The following is a 24043-nucleotide window of genomic DNA, read 5'->3' on the forward strand; positions in this document are numbered from 1 at the left end:
CGATGCTCAATCCCCAAAGCGGCGCATCGTCGGGCGCGGCCCTCTGGGTCCGTACGATGCGCTAGGCCGCTTCCTCAGTTGCCCCGAGCCGCTTGTCCAAGTACTCGTCCACGGCCACCATCAGCTCGTCGACGCGGCCGTCGAAGAAGTGGTTGGCGCCGTCGATCACGGCGTGTTCGAGCTTCACGCCCTTCTGGGTCTTCACCTTCTCGATCACACTGACGACGTCCTTGACCGGGGCCACGCGGTCTTCTGAGCCGTGCACGAACAGGCCGGAGGACGGGCAGGGGGCGAGGAAGGAGAAGTCGTAGCGGTTCGCCATGGCGGCGATCGAGATGAAGCCTTCGATCTCCGGACGGCGCATGAGGAGCTGCATGCCGATCCAGGCGCCGAAGGATACGCCGGCGATCCAGCAGGCGCGGGCATCCGGGTTCATCGCCTGGGCCCAGTCGAGGGCGGCGGCGGCGTCCGACAACTCGCCCTGGCCATGGTCGAAGGCGCCCTGGCTGCGGCCGACGCCGCGGAAGTTGAAGCGCAGGACCGAGAAGCCGCGCTTCACGAAGTCATAATACAGGTTGTAGACGATCTGGTTGTTCATCGTCCCGCCGAATTGCGGGTGCGGGTGCAGGATGATGGCAATGGGAGCGCCTTTTTCCTTGGCAGGCTGGTAACGTCCCTCGATGCGACCGGCAGGACCCGTGAAGATGACTTCAGGCATATACGCGAACCTCTTGATCACCTCTCCATCGGGAGAGGGAAAACCCCGTGACGACCTTGACTTCAGGCCGTGGATCCTCATAAAAGGACCCTTAGAATAATTCTAAATTGTTTCAATGTTTCATTTTCCCGAGCTGCTTCGGCATCGGGGGAAACATTGGACAGATGGTTGCGGTGCTTTAACACGGCAACCAGGGTCGATTGCAAGAATTTCGTGAGGCCCCAGGGCAGCTATGACGTTCAGCCCGCGTACCTATCTCGACCATAACGCGACCTCGCCCTTGCGGCCGGAGGTGGCCGAGGTCGTTCTGCGCGCGCTCCAGCTTCCCGGAAATGCCTCGTCCGTTCATGCTGAGGGCCGCGCTGCCCGAGCCGAGATCGAGACAGCCCGCGAGAAGGTAGCCAAGCTTGTCGGCGCCAGGGCGAAGAACGTCGTCTTCACGAGTGGCGGTACCGAGGCTGCCAATCTGGTTCTGACGCCAAGCTTCCGTCATGTGGGCCAGACCGGAGTGACAAGGCTTCTGGTTGGTGCCGTCGAGCATCCTTGTGTCCTCAATGGCCATCGCTTTCCTGTTGACGCAGTCGAGAACATTCCTGTCGATGCCCACGGAATGCTTGATCTCGCCTGGCTCAAAGCCCACCTGGAGAAGGCAGGCGATGAGCGGGTTCTGGTGTCCGTTCAGCTTGCCAATAACGAGACGGGCGTGCTGCAGCCGGTGGCGGAAGCGGCCCGCCTGATTCACGAGCATGGTGGCCTGATCCATACCGATGCCGTTCAGGCGGCCGGCAAGATCCCGGTCGACATCATCGCGCTTGGGGTCGATGTGCTCACGCTGTCTGCCCATAAGATCGGTGGTCCGAAGGGCATCGGGGCGGTGATTCTGGCCTCCGACCAGTTCGAGATCGGCGAGAAGCTGATCCGCGGCGGTGGGCAGGAGAAGGGTTTTCGGGCCGGCACCGAGAACGTGGCGGCCATCGCGGGCTTCGGCGCCGCGGCCGAGCTGGCGCTGGCGGGTCTGAAGCAGGAAGCCCAGCGCCTTCGGGCGCTACGGGACGAGGTCGAGGCGCAGGTCCGCCGGATCGCGCCCGATGCACTAATTGTGGCTTCGGCAGCTGAGCGGTTGCCTAATACCGTCGCCTTTGCCATACCCGGCCTCAAGGCCGAGACGGCATTGATCGCCTTCGATCTGGCAGGGGTGGCCCTGTCCTCCGGTTCGGCCTGCTCGTCCGGAAAGGTCAAGCGATCGCATGTGCTCGACGCCATGGGCGTGGAGCCCGCCCTTGCCGAGGGCGTTCTGCGTGTGAGTTTGGGGTGGTCGACCACACATGAGGACGTGATCCGCTTTGCGGAGGCGTGCGAAAGGGTGGTCGGCACCTTATATAAGCGGAAGGCGAGCGCGGCCTGATTGGCCGGTTCGACTTCCATGTCATCAACCCGCGGCCCTTGAAGCCGTGAGCGGTGGGAGAGACGAATGCCTGCAGTGCAGGAAACGATCGATCAGGTCCGTCTGATCGACGTCGATCAGTACAAGTACGGCTTCGAGACCGAAGTCGAGATGGAGAAGGCACCGAAAGGCCTCTCCGAGGATGTGATCCGCTTCATCTCGGGCCGGAAGGGCGAGCCGGAGTGGATGCTCCAGTGGCGTCTCGATGCCTATAAGCGCTGGCTCACGCTGAAGGAGCCGAACTGGGCGCGCGTGTCGTACGATAAGATCGACTACAACGACATCTATTACTATGCCGCGCCGAAGAAGAACCCGGCGCCGAAATCCCTCGACGAGGTCGATCCGGAGATTCTCAAGACCTATGAGAAGCTCGGCATCCCTCTGCGCGAGCAGGAGATCCTGGCGGGCGTCGAGCCCTCGAGCCGGGTCGCCGTGGACGCGGTGTTCGATTCCGTCTCGGTCGCCACGACCTTCAAGGAAGAGCTGAAGAAGGCCGGCGTGATCTTCATGCCGATCTCCGAGGCGATCCGCGAATATCCGGACCTCGTGCGCCAATATCTCGGCTCGGTCGTGCCGGTGACGGATAACTTCTTCGCCACGCTGAATTCGGCGGTCTTCACCGACGGCTCGTTCGTCTACATCCCGCCGGGCGTTCGCTGCCCGATGGAGCTGTCGACCTACTTCCGCATCAACGAGAAGAACACGGGCCAGTTCGAGCGGACGCTGATCATCGCCGATAAGGGCTCCTACGTCTCGTATCTCGAAGGCTGCACGGCGCCCAAGCGCGACGAGAACCAGCTTCACGCTGCGGTCGTCGAGCTGATTGCGCTCGATGATGCCGAGATCAAGTATTCCACAGTCCAGAACTGGTATCCGGGCGATGCCGAAGGCCGGGGCGGCATCTACAACTTCGTGACCAAGCGCGGCGATTGCCGCGGCAAGAATTCGGTCATCACCTGGACCCAGGTCGAGACCGGCTCCGCGATCACGTGGAAGTATCCGTCCTGCATCCTGCGCGGTGACAACTCGCGCGGCGAGTTCTATTCGATCGCCGTGTCGAACGGTAAGCAGCAGGTCGATTCCGGCACCAAGATGCTCCATCTCGGCAAGAACACCACGAGCCGGATCATCTCGAAGGGCATTGCGGCCGGCAAATCCGAGAACACCTATCGCGGTCTCGTGTCCGCTCACCGCAAGGCGACCGGCGCGCGCAACTTCACGAACTGCGACTCGCTGCTCATCGGCAACCAGTGCGGCGCGCACACGGTGCCGTACATCGAGTCGAAGAACGCCAGCGCCGTGTTCGAGCACGAGGCAACGACATCGAAGATCTCGGAAGATCAGATGTTCTACTGCCAGCAGCGCGGCCTCTCGGAAGAAGAGGCGACGGCGCTCATCGTGAACGGCTTCGTAAAGGACGTTCTGCAGCAACTCCCCATGGAGTTTGCGGTCGAGGCGCAGAAGCTGATCTCGATCTCGCTCGAAGGCTCGGTGGGATAATCGAAAACCAATGGTGTCATCCCGGCCGAAGCGTAGCGAAGAGCCGGGATCGGCCAAGCCAGTTCAATTCGGATAGCGATCCCGGGTCTCGCTACGCTCGCCCGGGATGATGCAGATGGAAGTGTAAAGATGCTCGAAATCAAGAACCTGGTTGTCCAGATCGAGGACAAGCGCATTCTCAACGGCCTCAACCTCACCGTGAACAAGGGCGAGGTAGCTGCCATCATGGGCCCGAACGGATCGGGCAAATCGACCCTGTCCTATGTGATCGCCGGCAAGGAGGACTATGAGGTCCTCGACGGCGAGGTCCTGCTCGACGGCCAGAACCTGCTCGACATGGAGCCGGATCAGCGCGCCGCAGCCGGCGTGTTTCTGGCCTTCCAGTACCCGCTGGAGATCCCGGGCGTCGCGACGATGACCTTCCTCAAGGCGGCGGTCAATGCCCAGCGCAAGGCCCGCGGCGAGGAGGAGCTGACCACGCCGGACTTCATCAAGCGCGTGAACGCCGCAGCCACCCAGCTCGAGATTCCCAAGGACATGCTCAAGCGCGCCCTCAATGTCGGTTTCTCCGGCGGCGAGAAGAAGCGCATGGAGATCCTGCAGATGGCGCTGCTGCAGCCGTCCTTCTGCGTTCTGGACGAGACGGATTCCGGCCTCGACATCGACGCGCTTCGCATCGTGTCCGAGGGCGTGAACGCTCTGCGCTCGCCTGACCGCGCCTTCCTCGTCATCACGCACTATCAGCGCCTCTTGAACCACATCGTGCCCGACACCGTGCACGTGATGCATGGCGGTCGCATCGTGCGCTCGGGCGGCAAGGAGCTGGCCCTCGAGCTCGAGGCGAACGGCTACGCCGATTACCGGGAAAGCGAGGCCGCGTAACATGGCTGACGTCACCCTCATGAAGACGCCGGCGGAAACCGCGCTGGCGCAGGCCTTCGAGAGCGCGAAGACGGCCTTGCCCGGCGAGGCCGAGTCGCGCGCTCAGGCCTTTGAGCACTTCGCCCAGCAGGGCTTGCCGCATCGCCGGGTCGAGGAGTTCAAGTACACCGATCTGCGCGCCCTCCTGCGCGAGGTCGCGCCCTTTGCCGGCACGCCTTCCGCGGACGAGGCCAAGGCGGCCCTCGCAGGTGCCAAGGTGCTTGCCGGAGTCAACGCGCTTCAGGTGCCGTTCGTGAACGGTCACTTCATGCGCGAGGCAGTGGACTTCCACGCTCTGCCGGAGAATGTCGAGATCGTGCCGCTGGCCGAGGCCCTGGCGAACGGCCACGAGTGGCTCGCGAAGCTGAGCCCCGTTCCGTGGGCGAACGACAATCCGGTCTACCAGCTCAACACGTCCTTCATGGCCGATGGCGTCATGATCCGCGTAGCTGGACCTGTCGAGGCTCCGGTGCATCTGCGCTTCGTGACATCTGCCGCTTCGGCGGTTGCCACAGCGACCCGCGTTCTCGTGGTCGTGGAGGAGGGCGCATCCGTGACCCTGCTCGAAACGCATGAGAGCACGAACGGCGCCAACCACCAGCCGAACGACGTGGTGGAGCTGATCGCCGGCGATCGCACCAATGTGCAGCACGTGCGCGTCAATGCCGAGGGCGACAAGGCACTCGCGCTGTCGACGCTCGCTGCCAAGATCGGCGGCGAGTCCCTGTTCAACAGCATCAACGTGACGGTAGGTGCTGCAACCTCGCGGCATCAGGTCTTCGCCATCCTCAACGGCGAGAACACGAATCTGCGCGTCAACGGCGCGACGATGCTCAAAGGTACGCAGCACGGCGACTCGACCCTCGTCGTCGAGCACGCTGCGCCTCATTGCGAGAGCCGCGAGCTGTTCAAGACCGTCATCGACAACGAAGCGACCGGCGTGTTCCAGGGCAAGATCATCGTTCCGCATCACGCCCAGAAGACCGACGGCCGCATGATGTCGGCAGCGCTCCTCCTTGAGGAGGGTGCCTCCATGAACAACAAGCCGGAACTCGAAATCTTCGCCGACGACGTGCAGTGCGCCCACGGTGCCACTTGCGGCCAGCTCGACGAGGATCTCCTATTCTACCTCATGGCCCGCGGCCTGCCGAAGAACGAGGCCGAAAGCCTTCTGGTTCAGGCGTTCCTCGGCGAGGCGCTGGAATTCGTGGAGAACGAGACCGTCCGCGAGGCGCTCATCGAGACGGTCGAGGGCTGGCTGGCGGCGCGAGCATAACTCTCCGCGTCATGCCCGGCCTTGTGCCGGGCATCCACGTCTTTGCTTCGTGCCGACGTGGGAAGACGTGGATGGCCGGGTCAAGTCCGGCCATGACGGCAGAGAAACGGTTTAGGCAATGAATGCTCCTGTGAAGCCATACGATGTCGAAGCGATCCGGGCGGAGTTTCCGATCCTGGCGAGCCAAGTCTATGGCAAGCCGCTCGTCTATCTCGACAACGCCGCTTCGGCGCAGAAGCCGCGCGCGGTGATCGACGCCATGGTGAACACCATGCAGACGGGCTATGCCAACGTTCACCGCGGCCTGCATCACATGGCGAATGTGGCGACGGAGGGCTTCGAGCGTGCGCGGGAAACCGTGCGCGAGTTTCTCAACGCCGAATCCATCGACGAAATCGTCTTCACCAAGTCGGCGACGGAAGCCTACAACCTCGTGGCCGACTCCTTCGGCCGTATGGGGATCGGGGAAGGGGACGAGATCATCCTCTCGATCATGGAGCACCATTCCAACATCGTGCCATGGCATTTCCTGCGCGAGCGGAAGGGCGCGGTGATCAAATGGGCGCCAGTGGATGACGAGGGCAATTTCCTCATCGAAGAGTTCGAAAAGCTCATCACGCCGCGCACCAAGATCGTCGCCATCACGCATATGTCGAACGTGCTCGGCACGGTGACGCCGGCGAAGGAGATCATTCGCATCGCCCACGCGCACGGCGTGCCAGTGCTGATCGACGGCGCTCAGGGCGCGGTGCATCTCCAGGTCGACGTGCGCGATCTCGATGCGGATTTCTATGTCTTCACTGGCCACAAGGTCTATGGCCCGACCGGCATCGGCGTTCTCTACGGCAAGCGCGAATGGCTTGAGAAGATGCCGCCCTATTCCGGCGGTGGCGAGATGATCCGTGAGGTGCGCCAGGACGCGATTACCTACAACGATCCGCCGCATCGCTTCGAGGCGGGAACGCCGCCGATTATCGAGGCCATCGGGCTCGACGCGGCCCTCCGCTTCATGATGCAGCTCGGGCGGGAGAACATCCAGGCGCACGAAGCGGCTCTCTCGGCCTATGCCCATGAGCGCCTCGGCGCCATGAATTCGATCCGGATCATCGGCCGCGCCAAGGGCAAGGGTGCCATCCTGGCCTTCGAGATGAAGAACGCACACGCCCACGACGTCGCCACCATCATCGACCGGCAAGGCGTGGCTGTCCGGGCCGGCACCCATTGCGCCATGCCGTTGCTTGAGCGCTTCGGCGCGACCTCGACCTGCCGGGCCTCATTTGGCCTCTACAACACCATGCAAGAAGTCGATAAGCTGGCGGAAGCCCTGCAGAAGGCGGAAGCCCTGTTTGCTTGAGGATTGACCTGTGAATGACATGACCCCAACCCAGGATCGGCCCAACGCGCCCCAGGTGTCCCCGGGCTCTGCGATCGCGCCGGAAGAACTCGACCGCATGACGGACGACATCATCGCGGCGCTCAAGACCGTCTACGATCCGGAAATCCCGTCCGACATCTACGAGCTCGGCCTGATCTACCGGGTCGATATCGACGACGACCGCAACGTCACCATCGATATGACGCTGACCGCGCCGGGCTGTCCGGTGGCCGGCGAAATGCCGGGCTGGGTCGAGAACGCGGTGTCCACGGTCCAAGGCGTCCAGAGCGTCAAGGTCAACATGGTCTTCGATCCGCCATGGGATCAGAGCCGCATGTCAGATGAGGCCCGTGTCGCGCTCGACATGTGGTAGGGCTTCGAGGCTCGTCGATTAATTTTAGCGTCATGGCCAGGCTCGTCCCGGCCACTCACGTTTTGAGGGCGTAAACGCGTGGATCCCCGGAACAAGTCCGGGGATGACGGGAGGGCGATCGGCATTGACCGATCACGTCCGGTTGATGGAAACGCCTCCATCGACGAGCATGGCCGTGCCTGTCGTGAAGCTCGATGCATCCGAAGCGAGGTAGAGCGCCGAGCGGGCGATTTCCTCAGGCCGCGCCCGTCGCTTCAGCGCATGCAGGCCTTCGACGAAGGCCAATGCCTCAGGCGTGCTGACCCAGGCCTCCGCCAAGGGCGTATCCGTACCGCCTGGCAGCAAGGCGTTGACGCGGATGCCTTTTGGGCCGAACTCGCTCGCGAGTGATTGCGTGAGTCCGATCAATCCGGACTTGCTCGCTGCATAGGCTGCGACACCCGGCATTCCGGCCGTGTAGCCGACGAAGGTGGATGTAAAGATGATCGAGCCTCCGCCGCGGTCGAGCATGACCGGGATCTGGTACTTCGCCCCCAGAAAAGCAGCCGTGAGATTGACCGCAATTGTCTCGTTCCAGCCGGCGAGCGAGACGCCCGGCGTCGGCCCCATCTCGCCGTTCGTGCCGGCATTGTTGAAGGCGATGTCGAGGCCTCCGAAACGGCTCACGGCCGTCTCGACGAGCGTTTGAGCCAAAGCCTCGTCGCTGATATCGCCGGCAACAGCGACGGCGCACCCGCCATCTCTTTCGATCTCGGCGACGAGCGTGTCCAGCGCATCGGATCGCCGTGCCGTCACGATGACGTTCGCGCCTTCCTGCGCGAACAGTCGTGCCGTGGCACGACCGATTCCGGAGCTTGCCCCTGTCACGATGGCGGTCTTGTTCATGAGCGTCGTCACAGCTGAGTCCCTTTCCTTGATGAGCTCAATGCTCGGGATTGGGATCGCAAATCGAGTCGCTGCTTCCGACCCGATTCCTGAGCCCGATTTCTGTGATGGAAACAGAAGGGGGAGCCTCTGGGATGGAAACCGGGCTCGCGTTTTGGAAGTAGGCAGAATGGTCGTAGGGTTGTGCTGACTGACGGATGTTCCGAGGGCATCCCCAGGAGACCGCGCATGAATACACCTCACGCGTCAAGAACTCTTCAAACCGGTTGTTGCATCGTTGGAGGCGGCCCCGCCGGCATGATGTTAGGGTTTCTCCTTGCCCGCCAGGGCGTCGAGGTTCTCGTTCTCGAGAAGCACGCCGATTTCCTGCGCGATTTTCGCGGGGACACCATCCACCCATCGACGCTCGAAGTGATGTACGAGCTCGGACTGCTCGACGAGTTTCTCTCGCGGCCGCATCAGCAAACCCAGACGGTCAGTCTGGTCGTGGGCGGAACGACCTTGCAATTGGGCGATTTCTCTCACCTGCCGACGCACTGCAAGTTCATCGCCTTCATGCCCCAATGGGACTTCCTCGATTTCCTGGCCGATCACGCGCGTGTCTATTCTCATTTTCACCTGAAGATGCAGGCGGAGGTCATCGATCTGATCGAAGAGAAGGGCAGGGTGACGGGCGTGCGCGCTTCGACCCCCGAAGGCGTTCTCGATGTGCTGGCCGATCTTGTGGTCGCGGCCGATGGGCGACGCTCCATTGTTCGCGAAAAGGCAGGCTTCGAGGCCCTGAATATCGGTGCGCCGATGGACGTGCTCTGGATGCGGGTGTCCAGGCATCCGGGCGATCCCGGCCAACTGCTCGGGCGTATCGAGGCGGGGCAGATGCTGGTGATGATCGACCGCGGGCAATACTGGCAATGCGCCTATCTCATCCCGAAGGGATCGCTCGAAGCGGTACAGCGGGAGGGGCTGGCGGGCTTTCGCTCGAAGCTTGCCGGGCTTGCGCCGTTTCTTGGAGGGCGCGTCGAGGAAATCCAATCCTGGGATGACATCAAGCTTCTGACCGTCGCCGTCGACCGGCTGAAGCAATGGTATCGGCCGGGACTTCTGTGCATCGGCGATGCGGCCCATGCCATGTCGCCCGCCGGCGGTGTCGGCATCAATCTCGCGATTCAGGATGCGGTCGCAACCGCCAACATCCTAGGACCGGTATTGAAGGCAGGGCCGGTGGGCCCTGAGCAGCTCGCCCTCGTTCAGAAAAGGCGCGAGCTGCCGACACGCCTGACGCAAGGGCTGCAGGTTCTGCTTCAGAAGCGGTTGATCGATCCTGTCCTGACCAGCAAGGGGCCTGTCTCAGCGCCCTGGATCATCCGCTGGCTGGCGCAATGGTCCCTGTTCAGGCGTATTCCCGCCCGTTTGATCGGTCTCGGCTTCAGGCCCGAGCACGTTCGTTGATGGTTGGGGCGGCGTGTTCTCGTCCGCACCGGCTTCATTCTGCTCATCTTCTGCGGCGACACCGTCCGCTTCGTCGACCGCGGACAGCACGGGGGTGCGGGGCGCATCGGGCACGGCGGCGAACATGGCGCGCGCAATTTCCTGCTCGCCCATTACGATTCGCGACGCGCCATATTTCATGACGTGTTCTTCCTGAGCATCGGAGTGAACGCGAACGATGATCGGCAGGTCTGGATTGATTCTGCGGGATTGTTCGACGACCTGGCCGCTTTCGAAAGCATCCGGAATGGCCACGAGGAGGCAGCGGGCTTCCTTGATGTTGGCAGCGGCGGCCACCTCTGGATCGGCGGCATTGCCGATGATGACCGGCTGGTTGTCCTTCTGCAGGTCGGTGACCTGACTTTTGCTGGTCTCGATGACCAGGAAGGGGGTTTTCGACGCCAGCAGCTTACCGGTGATGAATTTGCCGACCCGTCCGTGGCCCACGAGGACCACATGATCCGTGAGGGAGGTCACGGGGAGGGACTCCTTAGTATCGGCGGCTTTCTCTTCCTCGGTGACCATAGGCATGCTCTCGGCCGAGGGCTCTGCTTTCGCGGCGTGAGCCTTCTCGCGCTTGGCAAACCACCGGTCGAGCAGGGTGAAAAGGAACGGATTGATCAGGATCGACAGGATGGCGCCGGCCAGGATCAAGTCGCGGCCCTTTTCCGGCATAAGCTGAAGTTCGACGCCGAGGCCCGCGAGGATGAAGGAGAATTCGCCGATCTGAGCGAGGCTCGCCGCAATGGTCAGGGCCGTCTCGTTCGGGTGTCTGAAGAGCCTGACGATCGCGAAGGCGGCGAGCGATTTGCCGACGACGATGATCAGGAAGGTCGCGAGAACCGGGCCGAAATCGTTGATGAGGATCATTGGGTCGAACAGCATGCCGACCGAGACGAAGAAGAGAACCGCGAAGGCGTCCCGTAGCGGCAGGGTTTCTGACGCGGCCTGATGGCTGAGTTCCGACTCGCTCAACACCATGCCGGCAAAGAACGCGCCGAGTGCAAAGGACACGCCGAACAGCTCCGCTGCTCCGAAAGCGGCACCAAGCGCGATCGCAAGAACCGCCAGACGGAACAGCTCGCGCGAGCCGGTATGCGCGACGTAGTGCAGGATCCACGGAATCACCCTTCGGCCGACGATCAGCATGATCGCCACGAAGGCGACGACCTTGCCGAGTGTGATGCCGAGGGAAATTACGATGGATTCCAGATCGGCCGAGGCGCTGGCCGTGGCGTTGGCGAAAGCCGGCAGCAACACCAGGGTCAGCACCATAGCCAGGTCTTCAACGATCAGCCAGCCGACGGCGATATGCCCGCGCTCAGTCTCGACGAGCCGTCGCTCCTGGAGCGCGCGCAGCAGCACGACCGTACTGGCGACGGAGAGCGCCAGGCCGAAGACCAGGCCGCCGCCGAGGTTCCATCCCATCAGCCAGGCGAGACCCATGCCCAGGACTGTCGCGCTTGCGATCTGGACCACGGCGCCGGGAATGGCGATGGCCCGGACTGACAGGAGATCCTTGAGCGAGAAATGAAGACCGACGCCGAACATCAGCAGGATCACGCCGATTTCGGCGAGCTGATTGGCGAGCCCCTGATCCGCCACATATCCCGGCGTGAAAGGTCCGGCCAGGACGCCAGCGAGGAGATAGCCGATCAGAGGGGAGAGACGGAAACGATGCGCTATAGCGCCGAGGGCAAATGCCATCACAAGGCCGACAACGATGGTTGATATCAGCGGCATATGATGCGGCATCTGCTCTCCTTAGGCTGTGGCGGAATTGGGGATGGGGTCTACCCGATATGGTCGACCTCGGCCGTTGGGGCAACCCTGAATGGTCTCGACGTTTGCCCTTTCAGCTCTTATCTATGGAAAAACCAACTCGTTCTGCCCGGGCCTTGAACCCGGCTGTCAGGAGAGAAGTCTTATGGCTTTACCCGGCTTCAAGGTCGTCACCTTGACCGACGCGGCAGCGAACCGCGTCAAGGATATCATCGGCAAGGCGGACCGCCCCATCGTCGGCGTCCGCGTCGGCGTCAAGAACGGCGGCTGCGCCGGCATGTCCTACACCATGGAATATGCGGAAAGCGTCAACCCGCTCGACGAGGTGGTCGAGGACAAGGGCGTGACCGTTCTGATCGATCCCAAGGCTGTGCTGTTCCTGCTCGGCACGGAGATGGATTTCCAGACGACCAAGATGTCGTCCCAGTTCGTCTTCAACAATCCCAATCAGACCTCGGCCTGCGGCTGCGGCGAGTCGGTCGCGATCACGCCGGCCACGCCTGCTGCGCTCCAATCGGCTAACTAAGCCATGGATGCAGAGGATCTACGCGACATCTTCCGCAGCCTCGGCCCCATCCATATCCGGCGCATGTTCGGCGGGCAGGGGGTCTATCAGGATGAGCTGATGTTCGCCCTGGTGGCCTATGACGAACTCTACCTCAAGGTTGATGACGAGAGTGTCGCTTATTTCCGTGACCTGGGCTCACGCCCTTTCACTTACGAAGCCCGCGACGGCCGCAAGACCACGATGAGCTATTGGCTCATGCCGGAATCCGCCCTTGACGACCCCGACGAGGCGGCCGAGCTTGCCACCATGGCCGTAGCGGCGGCGCAGAGGGCGAAAGCCGCCCAGACACGTAAAGGCAAGGCCGCGCCGAGCCGGAAGGCTCGGAAGAAAGCATCCGAGCCCGTTACTTAGCTTTCTTACTTGGCTTTCTTGGCCGCTACCGGCCGCATGAGGAAGGCCGGTACGTGATCACCGAGACCGATCACCTTCTCGTCCATGTCGTCGTCACGACGGGAGCGGCCCTGATAGTTTCGATCCGACGAACGCTCGCCGCGCTCCTGGCGGGACCTGCGGCTGGGCTGCTCCTCGCGGAGAGGCTCGACGGCACGGCCAATTGAGGCCTCTTCCCGTGGCTCCTCGGAACGGCCGCGGCTCCGGTCCGCCGACCGCACCTTGACCTTGCGGCCACGTGAGCGCTCCTCGCCCCGCCCGCCGCGGCGGCGCGAGGATCCTTCGGAGGGCGGGCGCTCGGCGAGCGTCGGTCCCTGCCACTCGACCGGTTGGCCGATCAGCTTCTCGATGGCTGCCAGGGACTTCTCGTCGCCCGGACCCACCAGCGTAAAGGCTTGGCCCGAACGTCCCGCTCGGCCTGTGCGGCCGATGCGGTGGACATAATCTTCTGCGTGGTGCGGGACGTCGTAGTTGAACACGTGGCTCACCGCCGGAATGTCCAGGCCACGGGCAGCCACGTCGCTGGCCACCAGGATCGGCATCTCTCCGCTGCGGAAGCTGTCGAGCGCCGCCATGCGGGCATGCTGGTCCATATCGCCATGAAGAGCGACTGCCGCGAAACCGTGCTTCTGCAAGGAGCGATGAAGGACGGCCACGTCACGTTTGCGGTTACAGAAAACGATGGCGTTCTGCAGGTCGGTGGCGCTCCGAATCAGCTCCCGCAGGGTCTCGCGCTGCTCGTAATCCTCACGGCCCGTCGCCACGAGGCGCTGGGTGATCGTCGCGGCAGTCGAAGCGGCGCGAGCGACCTCCACCTTCACCGGATTGTGAAGGAAGGCGTCGGCAAGACGCTGGATCTCCGGAGGCATGGTTGCGGAGAAGAACAGGGTCTGGCGGGTGAAGGGCACGAGCTTCACGATGCGCTCGATATCGGGGATGAAGCCCATATCGAGCATCCGGTCGGCCTCGTCGATGACGAGCAGCTCGACGCCAGTCAGCAGGAGCTTGCCGCGCTCGAAGTGATCGAGCAGGCGACCGGGAGTCGCGATCAGCACGTCGACGCCGCGGGTGATCTTGGCATCCTGATCGCCGAAGGATACGCCGCCGATCAGCAGGGCGACGGAAAGCTTGTGATTGATGCCGTATTTGTCGAAGTTGTCTTCGACCTGGGCCGCCAACTCGCGGGTCGGCTCGAGGATCAGCGTGCGCGGCATGCGCGCCCGGGCCCGGCCGGATTCGAGCAGGGTCAGCATCGGGAGCGTGAAGGCGGCCGTCTTGCCCGTGCCGGTCTGGGCAATGCCCAGCACATCGCGGCGTGAGAGAACGTGGGGGATGGCCTGGGCCTGGATCGGCGTCGGCTCCGTATATCCGGCGGCGGCGACGGCCTGTTGAACTTTATCGCTAAGTCCGAGTTCGGCGAACGACATGAATGCTAATTACCGTTGAGGGCTAGGCGCGCTCTAAAAGTGCCGGCCGCGCTCTACGGCAACAAACAGGCGCGAGACTGGTTTCACCTGAGGCTCTTGCTCAAGTTTAGGAGTGGCGGGACCATAAGATAAGCTATGCGCTTGTCAATCCAGGGAAACTTGCCGAGACGCGACAAAGGAAAGTTTGATGGCTGAAACACTCGTTCTGATTCCCGGATTGGCCTGCACCTCCCGGCTTTTCGAGCCCCAGATCGCCGCCCTGTCCAAGGAGCGCAGCATCGTTCTCATGGATCATACCCAGGATGATTCGATCCCGGGAATCGCCGCGCGCCTCCTGCGCGAAGCGCCCGAGCGGTTCGCTCTCGCAGGGCTCTCCATGGGCGGATACGTCGCCATGGAGGTCATGCGACAGGCGCCGGAACGGGTGACACGGCTTGCCTTGCTCGACACGAGCGCACGTCCCGACACCCCGGAGGCGAGCCAGGATCGCAAGCGGCTGATCGCGCTCGCGGAAGCGGGCCGATTCGAGGAGATTCATGCCGCGCTCTGGCCGCGTCTTGTCCATCCCGATCATCGGGGCGACCGGGATCTTCAGGACATCCTGTTCGGGATGATGCGGGAGACCGGGGCTGAGGCCTATATCCGGCAGCAGCGGGCTATCATGGCGCGTCCCGACTCGCGTCCTTCCCTGTCGGGAATCGAGATCCCGACCCTGGTGCTGGTCGGGGAGGGCGATGCCATCACGCCGCCGGAGATTGCCCGCGAGATGGCCGAAATGATCGAATGGGCCTCCCTGGTCGTCATTCCCGAGGCCGGGCACATGTCGACGCTCGAGCAGCCGGAGCGGGTCAATCAGGCCCTCCAATTGTGGCTGAACCGGAATTAACCATAGATCCGTCCGCTGCTTGCGAAACTCCTCAGGAATATGGTCAATGATTGGTTACTGGCCCTATCAGATGCTGGCCGTCTGCCTCATCGTTCCGATAACCTGCTGAAGTGACAGGGTTATTGCGAATTTTTCGTTGAAGGTAACAGGGCGGCATGTATGGTTGTGCGAGGGTAAAAACCGCCCATCATGGGTTGCGAATGCGAAAAGCCGCGCTTCTTGCCTTAACTGTGGCAGGAAAGTGACAGACGCTGGGTCAAGTCTGGGATAGAAGCGGATCACATCCTTCTAACAGACGGACCAAGACAAATGAAAAAGATCCTCCTCTCCTCGGTTGCTCTGCTCGGCCTCGCCACTGGCGCCATGGCTGCTGACCTTCCTTCCCGCCGCGCTCCGGCTCCGGTGATTGCTGCCGTTCCGGTCTTCACCTGGACCGGCTTCTACGTCGGTGTGAACGCCGGCTACGGCTGGAACACGAATGACTCCATCACGATCGGTGGCGTCCGCTTCGACATCGACGACGAGGGTGGCTTCGTCGGCGGCGCCCAGGCTGGCTACAACTACCAGATCGGTTCGTTCGTGGTCGGTCTCGAAGGCGACATCCAGTACGCCGATTTCGGCGGTGATGATGACCTCATCCTCGCTGACGGCACGGTTGTCGGCTTCGATCGCAGCGACTGGTTCGGCACGGTGCGCGCTCGCGCCGGTGTGGCCTTCGACCGCGCCCTGATCTACGCCACCGGTGGTTTCGCCTTCGCGGACGATGCTACCGGCTGGACCGTCGGTGGTGGTCTCGAGTACGCCTTCACCAACAACCTGTCGGCCAAGGTCGAAGGCCTGTACGTCAACCTCGACCAGGACGACAACAGCATCCTGGGCTTCGACGACGATGCCGAGTTCGGCGTGATCCGTGCGGGTCTGAACTACCGCTTCGGCACCTACTAAGATCCATCGCCTCTGGCGATGATCAAGGCCCGGTGGCAACACCGGGCCTTTTTGTATTAGACGTGCAATACTTAGAGAGATTGGCGACAACTGCGAAAATTCCGGATCTTACAGGCGAATTTTCTTGCGGTAGTTGCTGTCCCTGAAATTTAGTCGCTAGTTTGTAGCAAAGCTATCGTTGCTTAAAAATGCCTACACTAGAATTATCTCGCCATCCAGGAATGAGATCGGCTGGCTCGCCTTTGCGAAGCTTGTTGCCGTGCCTGTTTAGTCTTCTCAGTAAACTCAACTAGTTTCCTCTGGTCGCCGTCTGGAATTCGGATTGGGACGGAAAAGCGTATTCGGCTCGACTGTTGGTGTGTGTATCCGCCATTGCCTTCGATACCAACAGACCAAACCTTTAAACCGCCCTTAGCTCCTCCCTTTGCCTCCGCGACGACAGACACATCGAAATCGACTACGGTAAAAGTGCCTAGATTTTCGTCGTGAACAAGAAGCCCTTTATCGCCTGTTTTTGATAAGGCGGCGGCGACATTCTCCCCGCCCTCTTTGGCTTGAGCTTTCCTTACGCCTTCGAGAACTTCTGTGAGTGCAGTTTCGACAAACTCGGCAAGATTCATGCGTTACTCCCATGGCCACTCACGATAATTGAGAGAGCAAAGTCTAGAGCCTGTGAGCTGGTACTGCATCAAGGATATAAAATTACAAACAAAAAAACCGGAGCTCAGGGAGCTCCGGCGAAGGAAGGCTGCGATCTAAGCAGCCGGGAGGATTCTCTGTCCGATTAGACGGAATAGTACATCTGGAACTCGACCGGGTGCGGGGTCATCTCGAAGCGAGCGACCTCGGCCATCTTCAGCTCGATGTAGCTGTCGATGAAGTCGTCGTTGAAGACGCCGCCGGCCTTCAGGAACGCGCGGTCCTTGTCGAGGCTGGCGAGAGCTTCGCGTAAGCTACCGCAGACGGTCGGGATCTTCTTCAGCTCGCGCGGAGGCAGATCGTAGAGATCCTTGTCCATCGCCTGGCCGGGATCGATCTTGTTGATGATGCCGTCGAGACCGGCCATCAGCAGCGCCGCGAAGGCGAGATACGGATTGGCGGTCGGATCGGGGAAGCGAACCTCGACGCGCTTGGCCTTCGGCGAGGTCGTCCACGGAATACGGCAAGAGGCCGAGCGGTTACGGGCCGAGTAGGCCAGCAGCACCGGAGCCTCGTAGCCGGGGACGAGACGCTTGTAGGAGTTCGTCGATGGATTGGTGAAGGCGTTGAGCGCCTTGGCGTGCTTGATGATGCCGCCGATGTACCACAGGCATTCCTGCGACAGGTCGGCATACTTGTTGCCGGCGAAGAGCGGCTTGCCACCCTTCCACAGGGACTGGTGCACGTGCATGCCCGAGCCGTTGTCGCCATAGACCGGCTTCGGCATGAAGGTGGCCGTCTTGCCGTAGGACTGGGCGACGTTGTGGATGCAGTACTTGTAGATCTGCATCTCGTCGGCGGTGCGAACCAGCGTGTTGAACTTCGTGCCGAGCTCGTGCTGGGCGGAGGCCACTTCGTGGTGGTGCTTCTCGACCGTCACGCCCATGGCCTTCATGGCAGCCAGCATCTCGCCGCGCATGTCCTGAGCGGAATCCAGCGGCGGAACCGGGAAGTAGCCGCCCTTGGTCGGGATGCGGTGACCGAGGTTGCCGCCCTCGTAAGGCGTGTCGCCGTTGATCGGCAGCTCGGAGGAATCGAGCTTGAAGCCGGTGTTGTAGGGATCGGCCATGAACTTCACGTCGTCGAACACGAAGAACTCGGCCTCGGGGCCGACATAGACCGTGTCGGCAATGCCGGTGGACTGCAGATAGGCCTCCGCCTTCTTGGCGATGCCGCGCGGATCGCGGTTGTAGGGCTCGCCGGTCGCCGGCTCGAGAATGTCGCAGTTGATCGTCAAGGTGGACGCCGAGAAGAACGGGTCCATCTGCGCGGTCGTCGGATCGGGCATGAGGGTCATGTCGGATTCGTTGATCGCCTTCCAGCCGGCGATGGACGAGCCGTCGAACATGACACCGTCGGCGAACATGTCTTCGTCGACCATCGAGACGTCGAAGGTCACATGCTGCCACTTGCCGCGTGGGTCGGTGAAACGGAAGTCGACGTATTGGACGTCGTTATCTTTGATCGCCTTGAGCACATCCTTGGCGGTCTGCATGATCGTCTGGTCCTCTTCTGCCCTTTTAAGATTATCCTCGGCCGACGGCCTTGGCTTTGGAAAGCGAGCTTAGATCGCGTCGGATCCGGTCTCGCCCGTGCGGATACGAACGGCCTCTTCGACCGTTGAAACGAAAATCTTGCCGTCGCCGATGCGGCCGGTCTGCGCGGCCTTGCGGATGGCCTCGATGGCGCTCTCGGCCATGTCGTCGTTCAGGACGATTTCGAGCTTCACCTTCGGCAGGAAGTCGACGACGTATTCCGCGCCGCGATAAAGCTCGGTATGGCCTTTCTGGCGGCCGAAACCCTTGGCCTCGATGACGGTAATGCCTTGAAGGCCTACTTCCTGGAGAGCTTCTTTGACTTCATCGAGCTTGAAGGGCTTGATGATGGCTTCGATCTTCTTCATCCCGGTCTACCGTTTTCGTTCGAGGTTTTGCCGCTTTTAGCACCAGCAAGAGGTGCCTTCCATGCGATCATCGATTCAAAGCGGGCCATTTTGCCGAGTTGATAAGCATATTATGATCAAAGTTTGTGCAGTTGCGGAAAAGCTCGCCAAATCCCCAAAAACGGGTCCATTTTGCTCCCATGCCAGCCCCTGAACTCGTCCTGACACCCTCCGAAATGAAGCAGGCCGACCTGGATGCCATCGCAAAGGGCATTCCGGGCATCGAACTCATGAGGCGGGCGGGGCGCGCTGTCGCCGATTCTGCCGAAAAATTAGTCTCCAAAGGCGGCAGAATCGTCATCGTGGCAGGTCCTGGCCAGAATGGAGGCGACGGCTTCATTGCGGCTGCTCTTCTGGTCGAGCGAGGCTATCGGGTGAGCCTTAGCCTCCTGGGAGATCTCAACCGGCTGACGGGCGATGCGGCGGACGCAGCGCGGGGTTGGAAGGGAGAGGTCGGTGCAGCCGAGACTGCACCCTTCCATGAGGCGGATCTCATCGTCGATGCTCTCTTCGGCACCGGCCTGTCCCGCGATCTCGATGGTGCGGCAGGTCATGTGGTCGATCGGATGAACGGTTCGGGCAAGCCAATCCTGGCGGTCGATCTTCCCTCTGGCATCGACGGCGATACCGGTGGGGTACGCGGCATTGCGGTCAAGGCCGCTCGCACGGTGACCTTTGCGGCCCGAAAGCCCTGCCATCTCCTGATGCCGGGGCGGGCCCTCAGCGGGCCTGTCGCGGTGGCCGATATCGGAATTGGACGAGAGATTCTCGAGGCCAAGGGCGGGGAACTCTTCGCCAACAATCCGGCTCTGTGGCTGCACGCTTTGCCGAAGCCCGGGCTTTCTTCTCACAAATATGAGCGGGGGCACACGCTCGTCGTCTCGGGAGGCGCCACCCGCACAGGCGCGGCGCGGCTGGCGGCTCGGGCGGCGCTCAGGATTGGCTCCGGCCTTGTCACGGTGGCCTCTCCGCCGGAGGCGATCGGGGTCAATGCCGCCCATCTCACCGCCATCATGCTGAAAGGCTGCGACGGACCCGAGGGACTGCATAATATTCTGCAGGATCCGCGTCTCAATGCTCTCGTCCTTGGGCCGGCCTTAGGTGTCCATGCCGGCACCCGTGCCATGGTCGCTGTTGCCGTCCAGACAAGACGAAGTCTCGTCCTGGATGCCGATGCACTGACGTCCTTCGAGGGGCTGGTGTCGGAGCTGCATGGAGTATTTCGCCATGCTCCGACGGTGCTCACACCCCATGGCGGCGAGTTCAGCCGTTTGTTCAAAGGCCACCCGGATATCCTTGATCCGGAATCGAAAATCGAGCGCGCCCGGCGCGCTGCTGCTTACACTGGGGCGGTCGTGCTGCTGAAGGGGAGCGATACGGTGATTGCCGCTCCCGATGGCCGAGCGGCTATCAACGAGAACGGCACGCCCTATCTCGCGACGGCCGGTTCGGGCGATACGCTTTGCGGCCTCATCGCAGGGCTGATGGCCCAGAATGTGCCGGCATTCGAAGCAGCCTGCGCGGGGGCTTGGATCCATGCCGAGGCTGGTGCGAGCTTCGGGCCGGGGCTGATCTCGGAGGATCTGGCGGATCTTGTTCCGAGTGTCCTGCGCACGCTCCTCAAGTAACCTCGATCCAAGTCCACAGGCCCGCATCGAACCGCTCCATGACGGTGGAGGCGAGAAGCCATTTGCCGGGGTTGTCGGCCACGAAGGCGATCCGGACCGTCTTGTTCTCAGGCACTTGCACAGTGTCCAGCCAATAGGGCTCCCATCCGTCGTCGAGCGCATGCAGCAGCCGGAACGAGTGGCCGTGCAGGTGTATGGGCTGGACGAAGGCGGTCTGGTTCGTGAGCGCCAGCACCACCGGGTTCCCACGCCTGACCTTGATCAGGGGGGCACCTGGAGAGCGTCCCGCCGCTCCGTTGATGGTCCAGGGCGCGTTGGGAGCCTTCGGATCACCCTTGATCACCACATCCTTGCGGCTGGCGTTCTGGAGCTTGATGGCCTCCGGCAGCTTCGGGTTGGGCGGGAGCGGGACGACGACCGGCAGGTCGGGTCGCTTGTCCCCAGTGGTCACGATCTCGACGAGAGGCATTCCGTCGCCGATCAGGGCCATGACGGTGCCGGTTACGCCCGCTTCCGGCGCGAGATCGACCAGCAGATCGTAGCGGGTGCCAGGCCCGAAGGGCAGGGAGGCTTTGAGGGGCTCGAAGATGCTGGCCGGCTGGCTGTCGATGGCGATGACATAGGCTCTCACGCCATCGAAACGCAGGCGCATGGTCCGGGCGTTGCAGGTATTGGCAAGCCGCAGGCGTAGGCGGCCGCCGGGAGGCGCCTCAATCCGCTCAGGCGTCGCCTTGCCGTTGACAGTGAGCCAGCTTCCGAGCCGTCCGGCAGGGGCAGATTCCGTCGGCTTGTCGAAAGGGGCCATCGAGCCGTCGTCGTCCAGGCGCCAGTCATCGACGAGCAGCGCGATGTCCCGATCTGCCTGGGGCGGGTTGGGCTCCTCCACGATCAGGAGGCCCGAAAGACCGCGTTCCGTGGGCTCGGCGCTGCCATCGAGAATACAGGGGCGGACCAGGAAGGTGCCGGCATCGGGCGGGGTGAAGCGATATTCGTGGCTCTTCCCGGAGGCTACAGGCTCCTGAGTCAGGCCGCCGACGCCATCCATGGCGTTTGGCCCCCGGACGCCGTGGAAGTGAAGTGAGAGGGGCAGGGCGGTCTCGTTCAGCAGCTTCAGGCTGAGTTCCTTCCCATGCTTGATGCGCAGAGCAGGGCTTAAGACTCCGTTGAAGGCCCAGATATCGGCCTCGGCGGCGGCATCGGGACGGAACTTCACCGGGCTAGACTTTGCCGTCAGGACCTGTTCGGCGCCGTCCGCGTTCTGGCCATGCGCGTGCCGGGAGAGGGCGATCAGGGTCGTGGCGAGACCGGCGGTGACGGCGCGGCGGGTGATCATGAAGGCAGGCTCGTCTCGAGGCTTGCGAATAGTCGGCATGGGTACAGCTTTGAACGTGAACGGCCAAGTTTGGTTGCCTTTTGGACGCACATGAACTTTTTTGATGCACTGTCTTTTAACCGTGCTATAGAGCCGCGTCCCGGAAGAGGGGTGCGTCTCGCGCGCCGCTCCCGCGCGGGCGTGGCGGAATTGGTAGACGCACTGGATTTAGGTTCCAGCGACGAAAGTTGTGGGGGTTCGAGTCCCTCCGCCCGCACCAATCCCGTCAGGGTTGGTTATCCGGAGGCTCCGAGTGGCCTGGTTGACGGCGTGACGCCGCATCGGCCGGAGCCTGACAGAAATTTTTCGAGTGAATGAAGGCGAATAGAACCATGCAGGTGACGGAAACACTGTCCCAAGGCTTGAAGCGAGAGTTCAAGGTCGTGCTCCCGGCCACCGAGTTGGAAGAGCGCCTGAACAGCGAATTGTCGACCCTCAAGGATCGCGTGCAGATCAAGGGATTCCGTCCCGGCAAGGTGCCGGTGGGTCATCTGCGTAAGGTCTATGGTCGCTCGGTCATGGCGGACGTGCTGCAGAATGCCGTCAACGAGGCCAACCGCAAGATCGTCGAGGACAACAACCTGAAGCTCGCCAACGAGCCGAGGATCCAGTTCCCCGAGAGCCAGGAAGAGGTCGAGAAGGCCATGGAGGCCAAGGGCGACCTGGCCTACACCGTCGCTCTCGAGGTTCTGCCGGTGTTTGAGCTTGCCGACCTGTCCGACGTGACGGTCAAGAAGCCGGTGGCCGAGGTCAACGATGCTGAGATCAACGAATCGCTCGAGCGCATGGCCAAGCAGAATCGCTCCTTCGACACGAAGGAAGGCGCTGCGGTCGACGGTGATCGGGTCGTCGTGAACTTCGTCGGCCGCATCGACGGCAAGGAGTTCGAGGGCGGCAAGGGTGAGGACATCCGGGTCGAGCTCGGCTCGAACACCTTCATCCCCGGCTTCGAGGACCAACTCGTCGGCCTCAAGGCCGGCGACACCAAGCTCGTGAAGGTCACTTTCCCGGCGAATTACATGGCGGAACACCTGGCCGGCAAGGACGCCGAGTTCGACGTGACCGTGAAGGAAGTCGAGGCTCCGGGCGAGCTGAAGATCGACGACGAGATGGCCAAGGGTTTCGGCATGGAATCCCTGGACAAGCTCAAGGACGCGATCCGCGATGCCATCAAGCGCGACTTCGACGCTCAGTCCCGCCGCAAGGTGAAGAAGGATCTGCTTGATTCCCTCGACGCCAAGTACAGCTTCGAGCTGCCGCCGACCCTGGTCGAGCAGGAGTTCACAGCCGTGTGGTCGCAGGTCGTCGGCGACATGAAGTCGAACAACCGCACCTTCGAGGACGAGAGCACCACGGAAGACGAGGCTAAGGCCGAGTACCGCAAGATCGCCGAGCGTCGCGTGCGTCTCGGTTTGGTCCTTGCACAGATCGGTGAGAAGTCCGATATCAAGATTTCCGACGACGAGGTGACTCAGGCCCTCATCGAGCGGGTCCGCCAGTATCCCGGCCAGGAGCGGCAGGTTTGGGAGTTCTACCAGAAGAACCCGCAGGCCCTCGCTGAAATCCGGGCTCCTCTGTTCGAGGAAAAGGTCGTCGACCAGATCCTGTCCCAGGTGAAGGTGGACGAGGAAACCGTCTCCAAGGATGCGCTGTTCAGCGATGAGGACGACGGCGAAGAGAAAGCCGGCAAGGGCGAGTAACGCTCCTTTAAGCGTCTCGTTGCTTGCATGAAATGCACGGCCGCGAATCTGCGCGGCCGAATTGGAGCAGTGAGACAATGAGAGATCCGGTAGCGCTCTTTAACAACACGCTCGTCCCGATGGTGGTTGAGCAGTCGAACCGCGGTGAGCGCGCATTCGACATCTATTCGCGCCTGCTGCGCGAACGGATTATCTTCCTCACGGGCCCCGTTGAAGATTACTCGGCCTCGCTGATCGTGGCACAGTTGCTGTTCCTCGAGGCCGAGAACCCCAAGAAGGAAATCTCCTTCTATATCAATTCGCCCGGCGGCGTCGTGACCTCGGGCCTGTCGATCTACGACACCATGCAGTTCATCCGCTGCCCCGTCTCGACCCTCTGCGTCGGCCAAGCAGCCTCCATGGGCTCCCTCCTGCTGACCGCTGGCGAGAAGGGCATGCGCTTCGCTCTCCCGAACGCCCGCATCATGGTCCACCAGCCGTCCGGCGGCTATCAGGGCCAGGTCACGGACATCATGATCCACGCCCGCGAGAGCGAGGCCCTCAAGCGCCGCCTGAACGAGATCTATGTCGGCCATACCGGCCGCAGCTACGAAGAGATCGAGCGGGCACTGGAGCGCGACAACTTCATGACCGCTCAGGCGGCCCTGGAATTCGGCCTGATCGACCAGGTGATCGAGAAGCGTCCTGAGCCGGCCGCCACCCCGGCTTAACTCTTAAAACCTGG

Annotated in this window: 22 protein-coding genes and 1 tRNA gene; 15 read left to right on the forward strand and 8 right to left on the reverse strand. The window is 62.1% G+C overall.

The genetic code is table 11. The features are described from left to right. Nucleotides 1–61: 61 nt before the first annotated feature. Nucleotides 62–718 carry an alpha/beta hydrolase gene (locus JO965_RS11050; RefSeq protein ID WP_203443667.1) on the reverse strand — a complete coding sequence of 219 codons (657 nt, stop codon included), beginning with the start codon at nt 716–718 and terminating at the stop codon, nt 62–64. Nucleotides 719–950: 232 nt separating this feature from the next. Here JO965_RS11050 and JO965_RS11055 point away from each other — a divergent pair, with 232 nt between their 5' ends. The 6 genes from JO965_RS11055 to JO965_RS11080 all read left to right on the forward strand — a co-directional run bounded on the left by JO965_RS11055 (nt 951) and on the right by JO965_RS11080 (nt 7607). Next, complete coding sequence (locus tag JO965_RS11055) at nt 951–2123, forward strand: cysteine desulfurase family protein (RefSeq protein ID WP_203443668.1); 1173 nt, start codon at nt 951–953, stop codon at nt 2121–2123. A gap of 66 nt (nt 2124–2189) precedes the next feature. Then, nucleotides 2190–3662 (forward strand): Fe-S cluster assembly protein SufB, encoded by a 1473-nt coding sequence (gene sufB, locus JO965_RS11060; protein WP_203443669.1) that lies wholly within the window; start codon nt 2190–2192, stop codon nt 3660–3662. 129 nt (nt 3663–3791) lie between these two features. After that, complete coding sequence (sufC, locus tag JO965_RS11065) at nt 3792–4544, forward strand: Fe-S cluster assembly ATPase SufC (protein ID WP_203443670.1); 753 nt, start codon at nt 3792–3794, stop codon at nt 4542–4544. A 1-nt stretch (nt 4545) separates the two neighbouring features. After that, on the forward strand, nt 4546–5859 hold the full coding sequence (gene sufD, locus JO965_RS11070; RefSeq protein ID WP_203443671.1) for a Fe-S cluster assembly protein SufD: 1314 nt from the start codon (nt 4546–4548) through the stop codon (nt 5857–5859). A gap of 118 nt (nt 5860–5977) precedes the next feature. Further along, complete coding sequence (locus tag JO965_RS11075) at nt 5978–7213, forward strand: cysteine desulfurase (RefSeq protein WP_203443672.1); 1236 nt, start codon at nt 5978–5980, stop codon at nt 7211–7213. A 19-nt stretch (nt 7214–7232) separates the two neighbouring features. Further along, nucleotides 7233–7607, forward strand: a complete 375-nt coding sequence (locus JO965_RS11080; protein ID WP_203444144.1) for an SUF system Fe-S cluster assembly protein — start codon at nt 7233–7235, stop codon at nt 7605–7607. Nucleotides 7608–7739: 132 nt separating this feature from the next. Here the strand turns inward: JO965_RS11080 and JO965_RS11085 are convergent, their stop codons facing one another. Then, entirely contained in the window at nt 7740–8492 is a 753-nt protein-coding gene (locus tag JO965_RS11085) for an SDR family oxidoreductase (RefSeq protein WP_246776813.1), read from the reverse strand. Nucleotides 8493–8720: 228 nt separating this feature from the next. Here JO965_RS11085 and JO965_RS11090 point away from each other — a divergent pair, with 228 nt between their 5' ends. Further along, the gene (locus JO965_RS11090) at nt 8721–9941 is read left to right on the forward strand and encodes an FAD-dependent oxidoreductase (protein WP_203443674.1); all 1221 of its coding nucleotides are present in this window, start codon (nt 8721–8723) and stop codon (nt 9939–9941) included. On the opposite strand, the gene ybaL is transcribed toward JO965_RS11090, so the two are convergent. Next, nucleotides 9840–11735: a YbaL family putative K(+) efflux transporter gene (ybaL, locus tag JO965_RS11095; protein ID WP_203443675.1), complete on the reverse strand. Its 1896-nt coding sequence runs from the start codon at nt 11733–11735 to the stop codon at nt 9840–9842. The genes JO965_RS11090 and ybaL overlap by 102 nt on opposite strands. A 172-nt stretch (nt 11736–11907) precedes the next feature. Between ybaL and JO965_RS11100 the strand changes: the two genes are divergently transcribed. Together JO965_RS11100 and JO965_RS11105 are read left to right on the forward strand one after the other, a co-directional pair. Continuing rightward, nucleotides 11908–12288 carry an iron-sulfur cluster assembly accessory protein gene (locus JO965_RS11100; protein WP_203443676.1) on the forward strand — a complete coding sequence of 127 codons (381 nt, stop codon included), beginning with the start codon at nt 11908–11910 and terminating at the stop codon, nt 12286–12288. Nucleotides 12289–12291: 3 nt separating this feature from the next. Continuing rightward, nucleotides 12292–12681: a TfoX/Sxy family protein gene (locus JO965_RS11105; RefSeq protein ID WP_203443677.1), complete on the forward strand. Its 390-nt coding sequence runs from the start codon at nt 12292–12294 to the stop codon at nt 12679–12681. A gap of 5 nt (nt 12682–12686) precedes the next feature. Here JO965_RS11105 and JO965_RS11110 read toward each other — a convergent pair whose 3' ends face one another. After that, entirely contained in the window at nt 12687–14147 is a 1461-nt protein-coding gene (locus JO965_RS11110; RefSeq protein WP_203443678.1) for a DEAD/DEAH box helicase, read from the reverse strand. A gap of 187 nt (nt 14148–14334) precedes the next feature. Between JO965_RS11110 and JO965_RS11115 the strand changes: the two genes are divergently transcribed. After that, nucleotides 14335–15033 (forward strand): alpha/beta fold hydrolase, encoded by a 699-nt coding sequence (locus JO965_RS11115; protein ID WP_203443679.1) that lies wholly within the window; start codon nt 14335–14337, stop codon nt 15031–15033. 309 nt (nt 15034–15342) lie between these two features. Further along, the gene (locus tag JO965_RS11120) at nt 15343–15978 is read left to right on the forward strand and encodes an outer membrane protein (RefSeq protein WP_203443680.1); all 636 of its coding nucleotides are present in this window, start codon (nt 15343–15345) and stop codon (nt 15976–15978) included. A 203-nt stretch (nt 15979–16181) separates the two neighbouring features. On the opposite strand, the gene JO965_RS11125 is transcribed toward JO965_RS11120, so the two are convergent. The 3 genes from JO965_RS11125 to JO965_RS11135 form a co-directional block, all read right to left on the reverse strand. Continuing rightward, nucleotides 16182–16598 (reverse strand): trypco2 family protein, encoded by a 417-nt coding sequence (locus JO965_RS11125; protein WP_203443681.1) that lies wholly within the window; start codon nt 16596–16598, stop codon nt 16182–16184. Nucleotides 16599–16762: 164 nt separating this feature from the next. Then, nucleotides 16763–18172 (reverse strand): type I glutamate--ammonia ligase, encoded by a 1410-nt coding sequence (gene glnA / locus JO965_RS11130; RefSeq protein ID WP_203443682.1) that lies wholly within the window; start codon nt 18170–18172, stop codon nt 16763–16765. Nucleotides 18173–18241: 69 nt separating this feature from the next. After that, nucleotides 18242–18580 (reverse strand): P-II family nitrogen regulator, encoded by a 339-nt coding sequence (locus tag JO965_RS11135; protein WP_009490961.1) that lies wholly within the window; start codon nt 18578–18580, stop codon nt 18242–18244. A 179-nt stretch (nt 18581–18759) separates the two neighbouring features. Between JO965_RS11135 and JO965_RS11140 the strand changes: the two genes are divergently transcribed. Further along, a complete protein-coding gene (locus tag JO965_RS11140; protein ID WP_203443683.1) occupies nt 18760–20247 on the forward strand; it encodes an NAD(P)H-hydrate dehydratase in 1488 nt (495 codons plus the stop codon). Here JO965_RS11140 and JO965_RS11145 read toward each other — a convergent pair. Next, a complete protein-coding gene (locus JO965_RS11145) occupies nt 20240–21619 on the reverse strand; it encodes a multicopper oxidase family protein (protein WP_246776814.1) in 1380 nt (459 codons plus the stop codon). The two genes, JO965_RS11140 and JO965_RS11145, sit on opposite strands and share 8 nt — an antisense overlap. 135 nt (nt 21620–21754) lie before the next feature. Between JO965_RS11145 and JO965_RS11150 the strand changes: the two genes are divergently transcribed. The 3 genes from JO965_RS11150 (at nt 21755) to JO965_RS11160 (ending at nt 24029) form a co-directional block, all read left to right on the forward strand. Then, nucleotides 21755–21839: transfer RNA gene (locus JO965_RS11150), tRNA-Leu, on the forward strand. Nucleotides 21840–21951: 112 nt separating this feature from the next. Then, the gene (gene tig, locus JO965_RS11155) at nt 21952–23319 is read left to right on the forward strand and encodes a trigger factor (RefSeq protein ID WP_203444146.1); all 1368 of its coding nucleotides are present in this window, start codon (nt 21952–21954) and stop codon (nt 23317–23319) included. Nucleotides 23320–23396: 77 nt separating this feature from the next. Next, nucleotides 23397–24029, forward strand: coding sequence for an ATP-dependent Clp protease proteolytic subunit (locus JO965_RS11160; protein ID WP_203443684.1), 633 nt, complete (start codon nt 23397–23399; stop codon nt 24027–24029). Nucleotides 24030–24043: the final 14 nt, after the last annotated feature.

Source organism: Microvirga sp. VF16, from assembly GCF_016864375.1.
Taxonomy (GTDB): domain Bacteria; phylum Pseudomonadota; class Alphaproteobacteria; order Rhizobiales; family Beijerinckiaceae; genus Microvirga.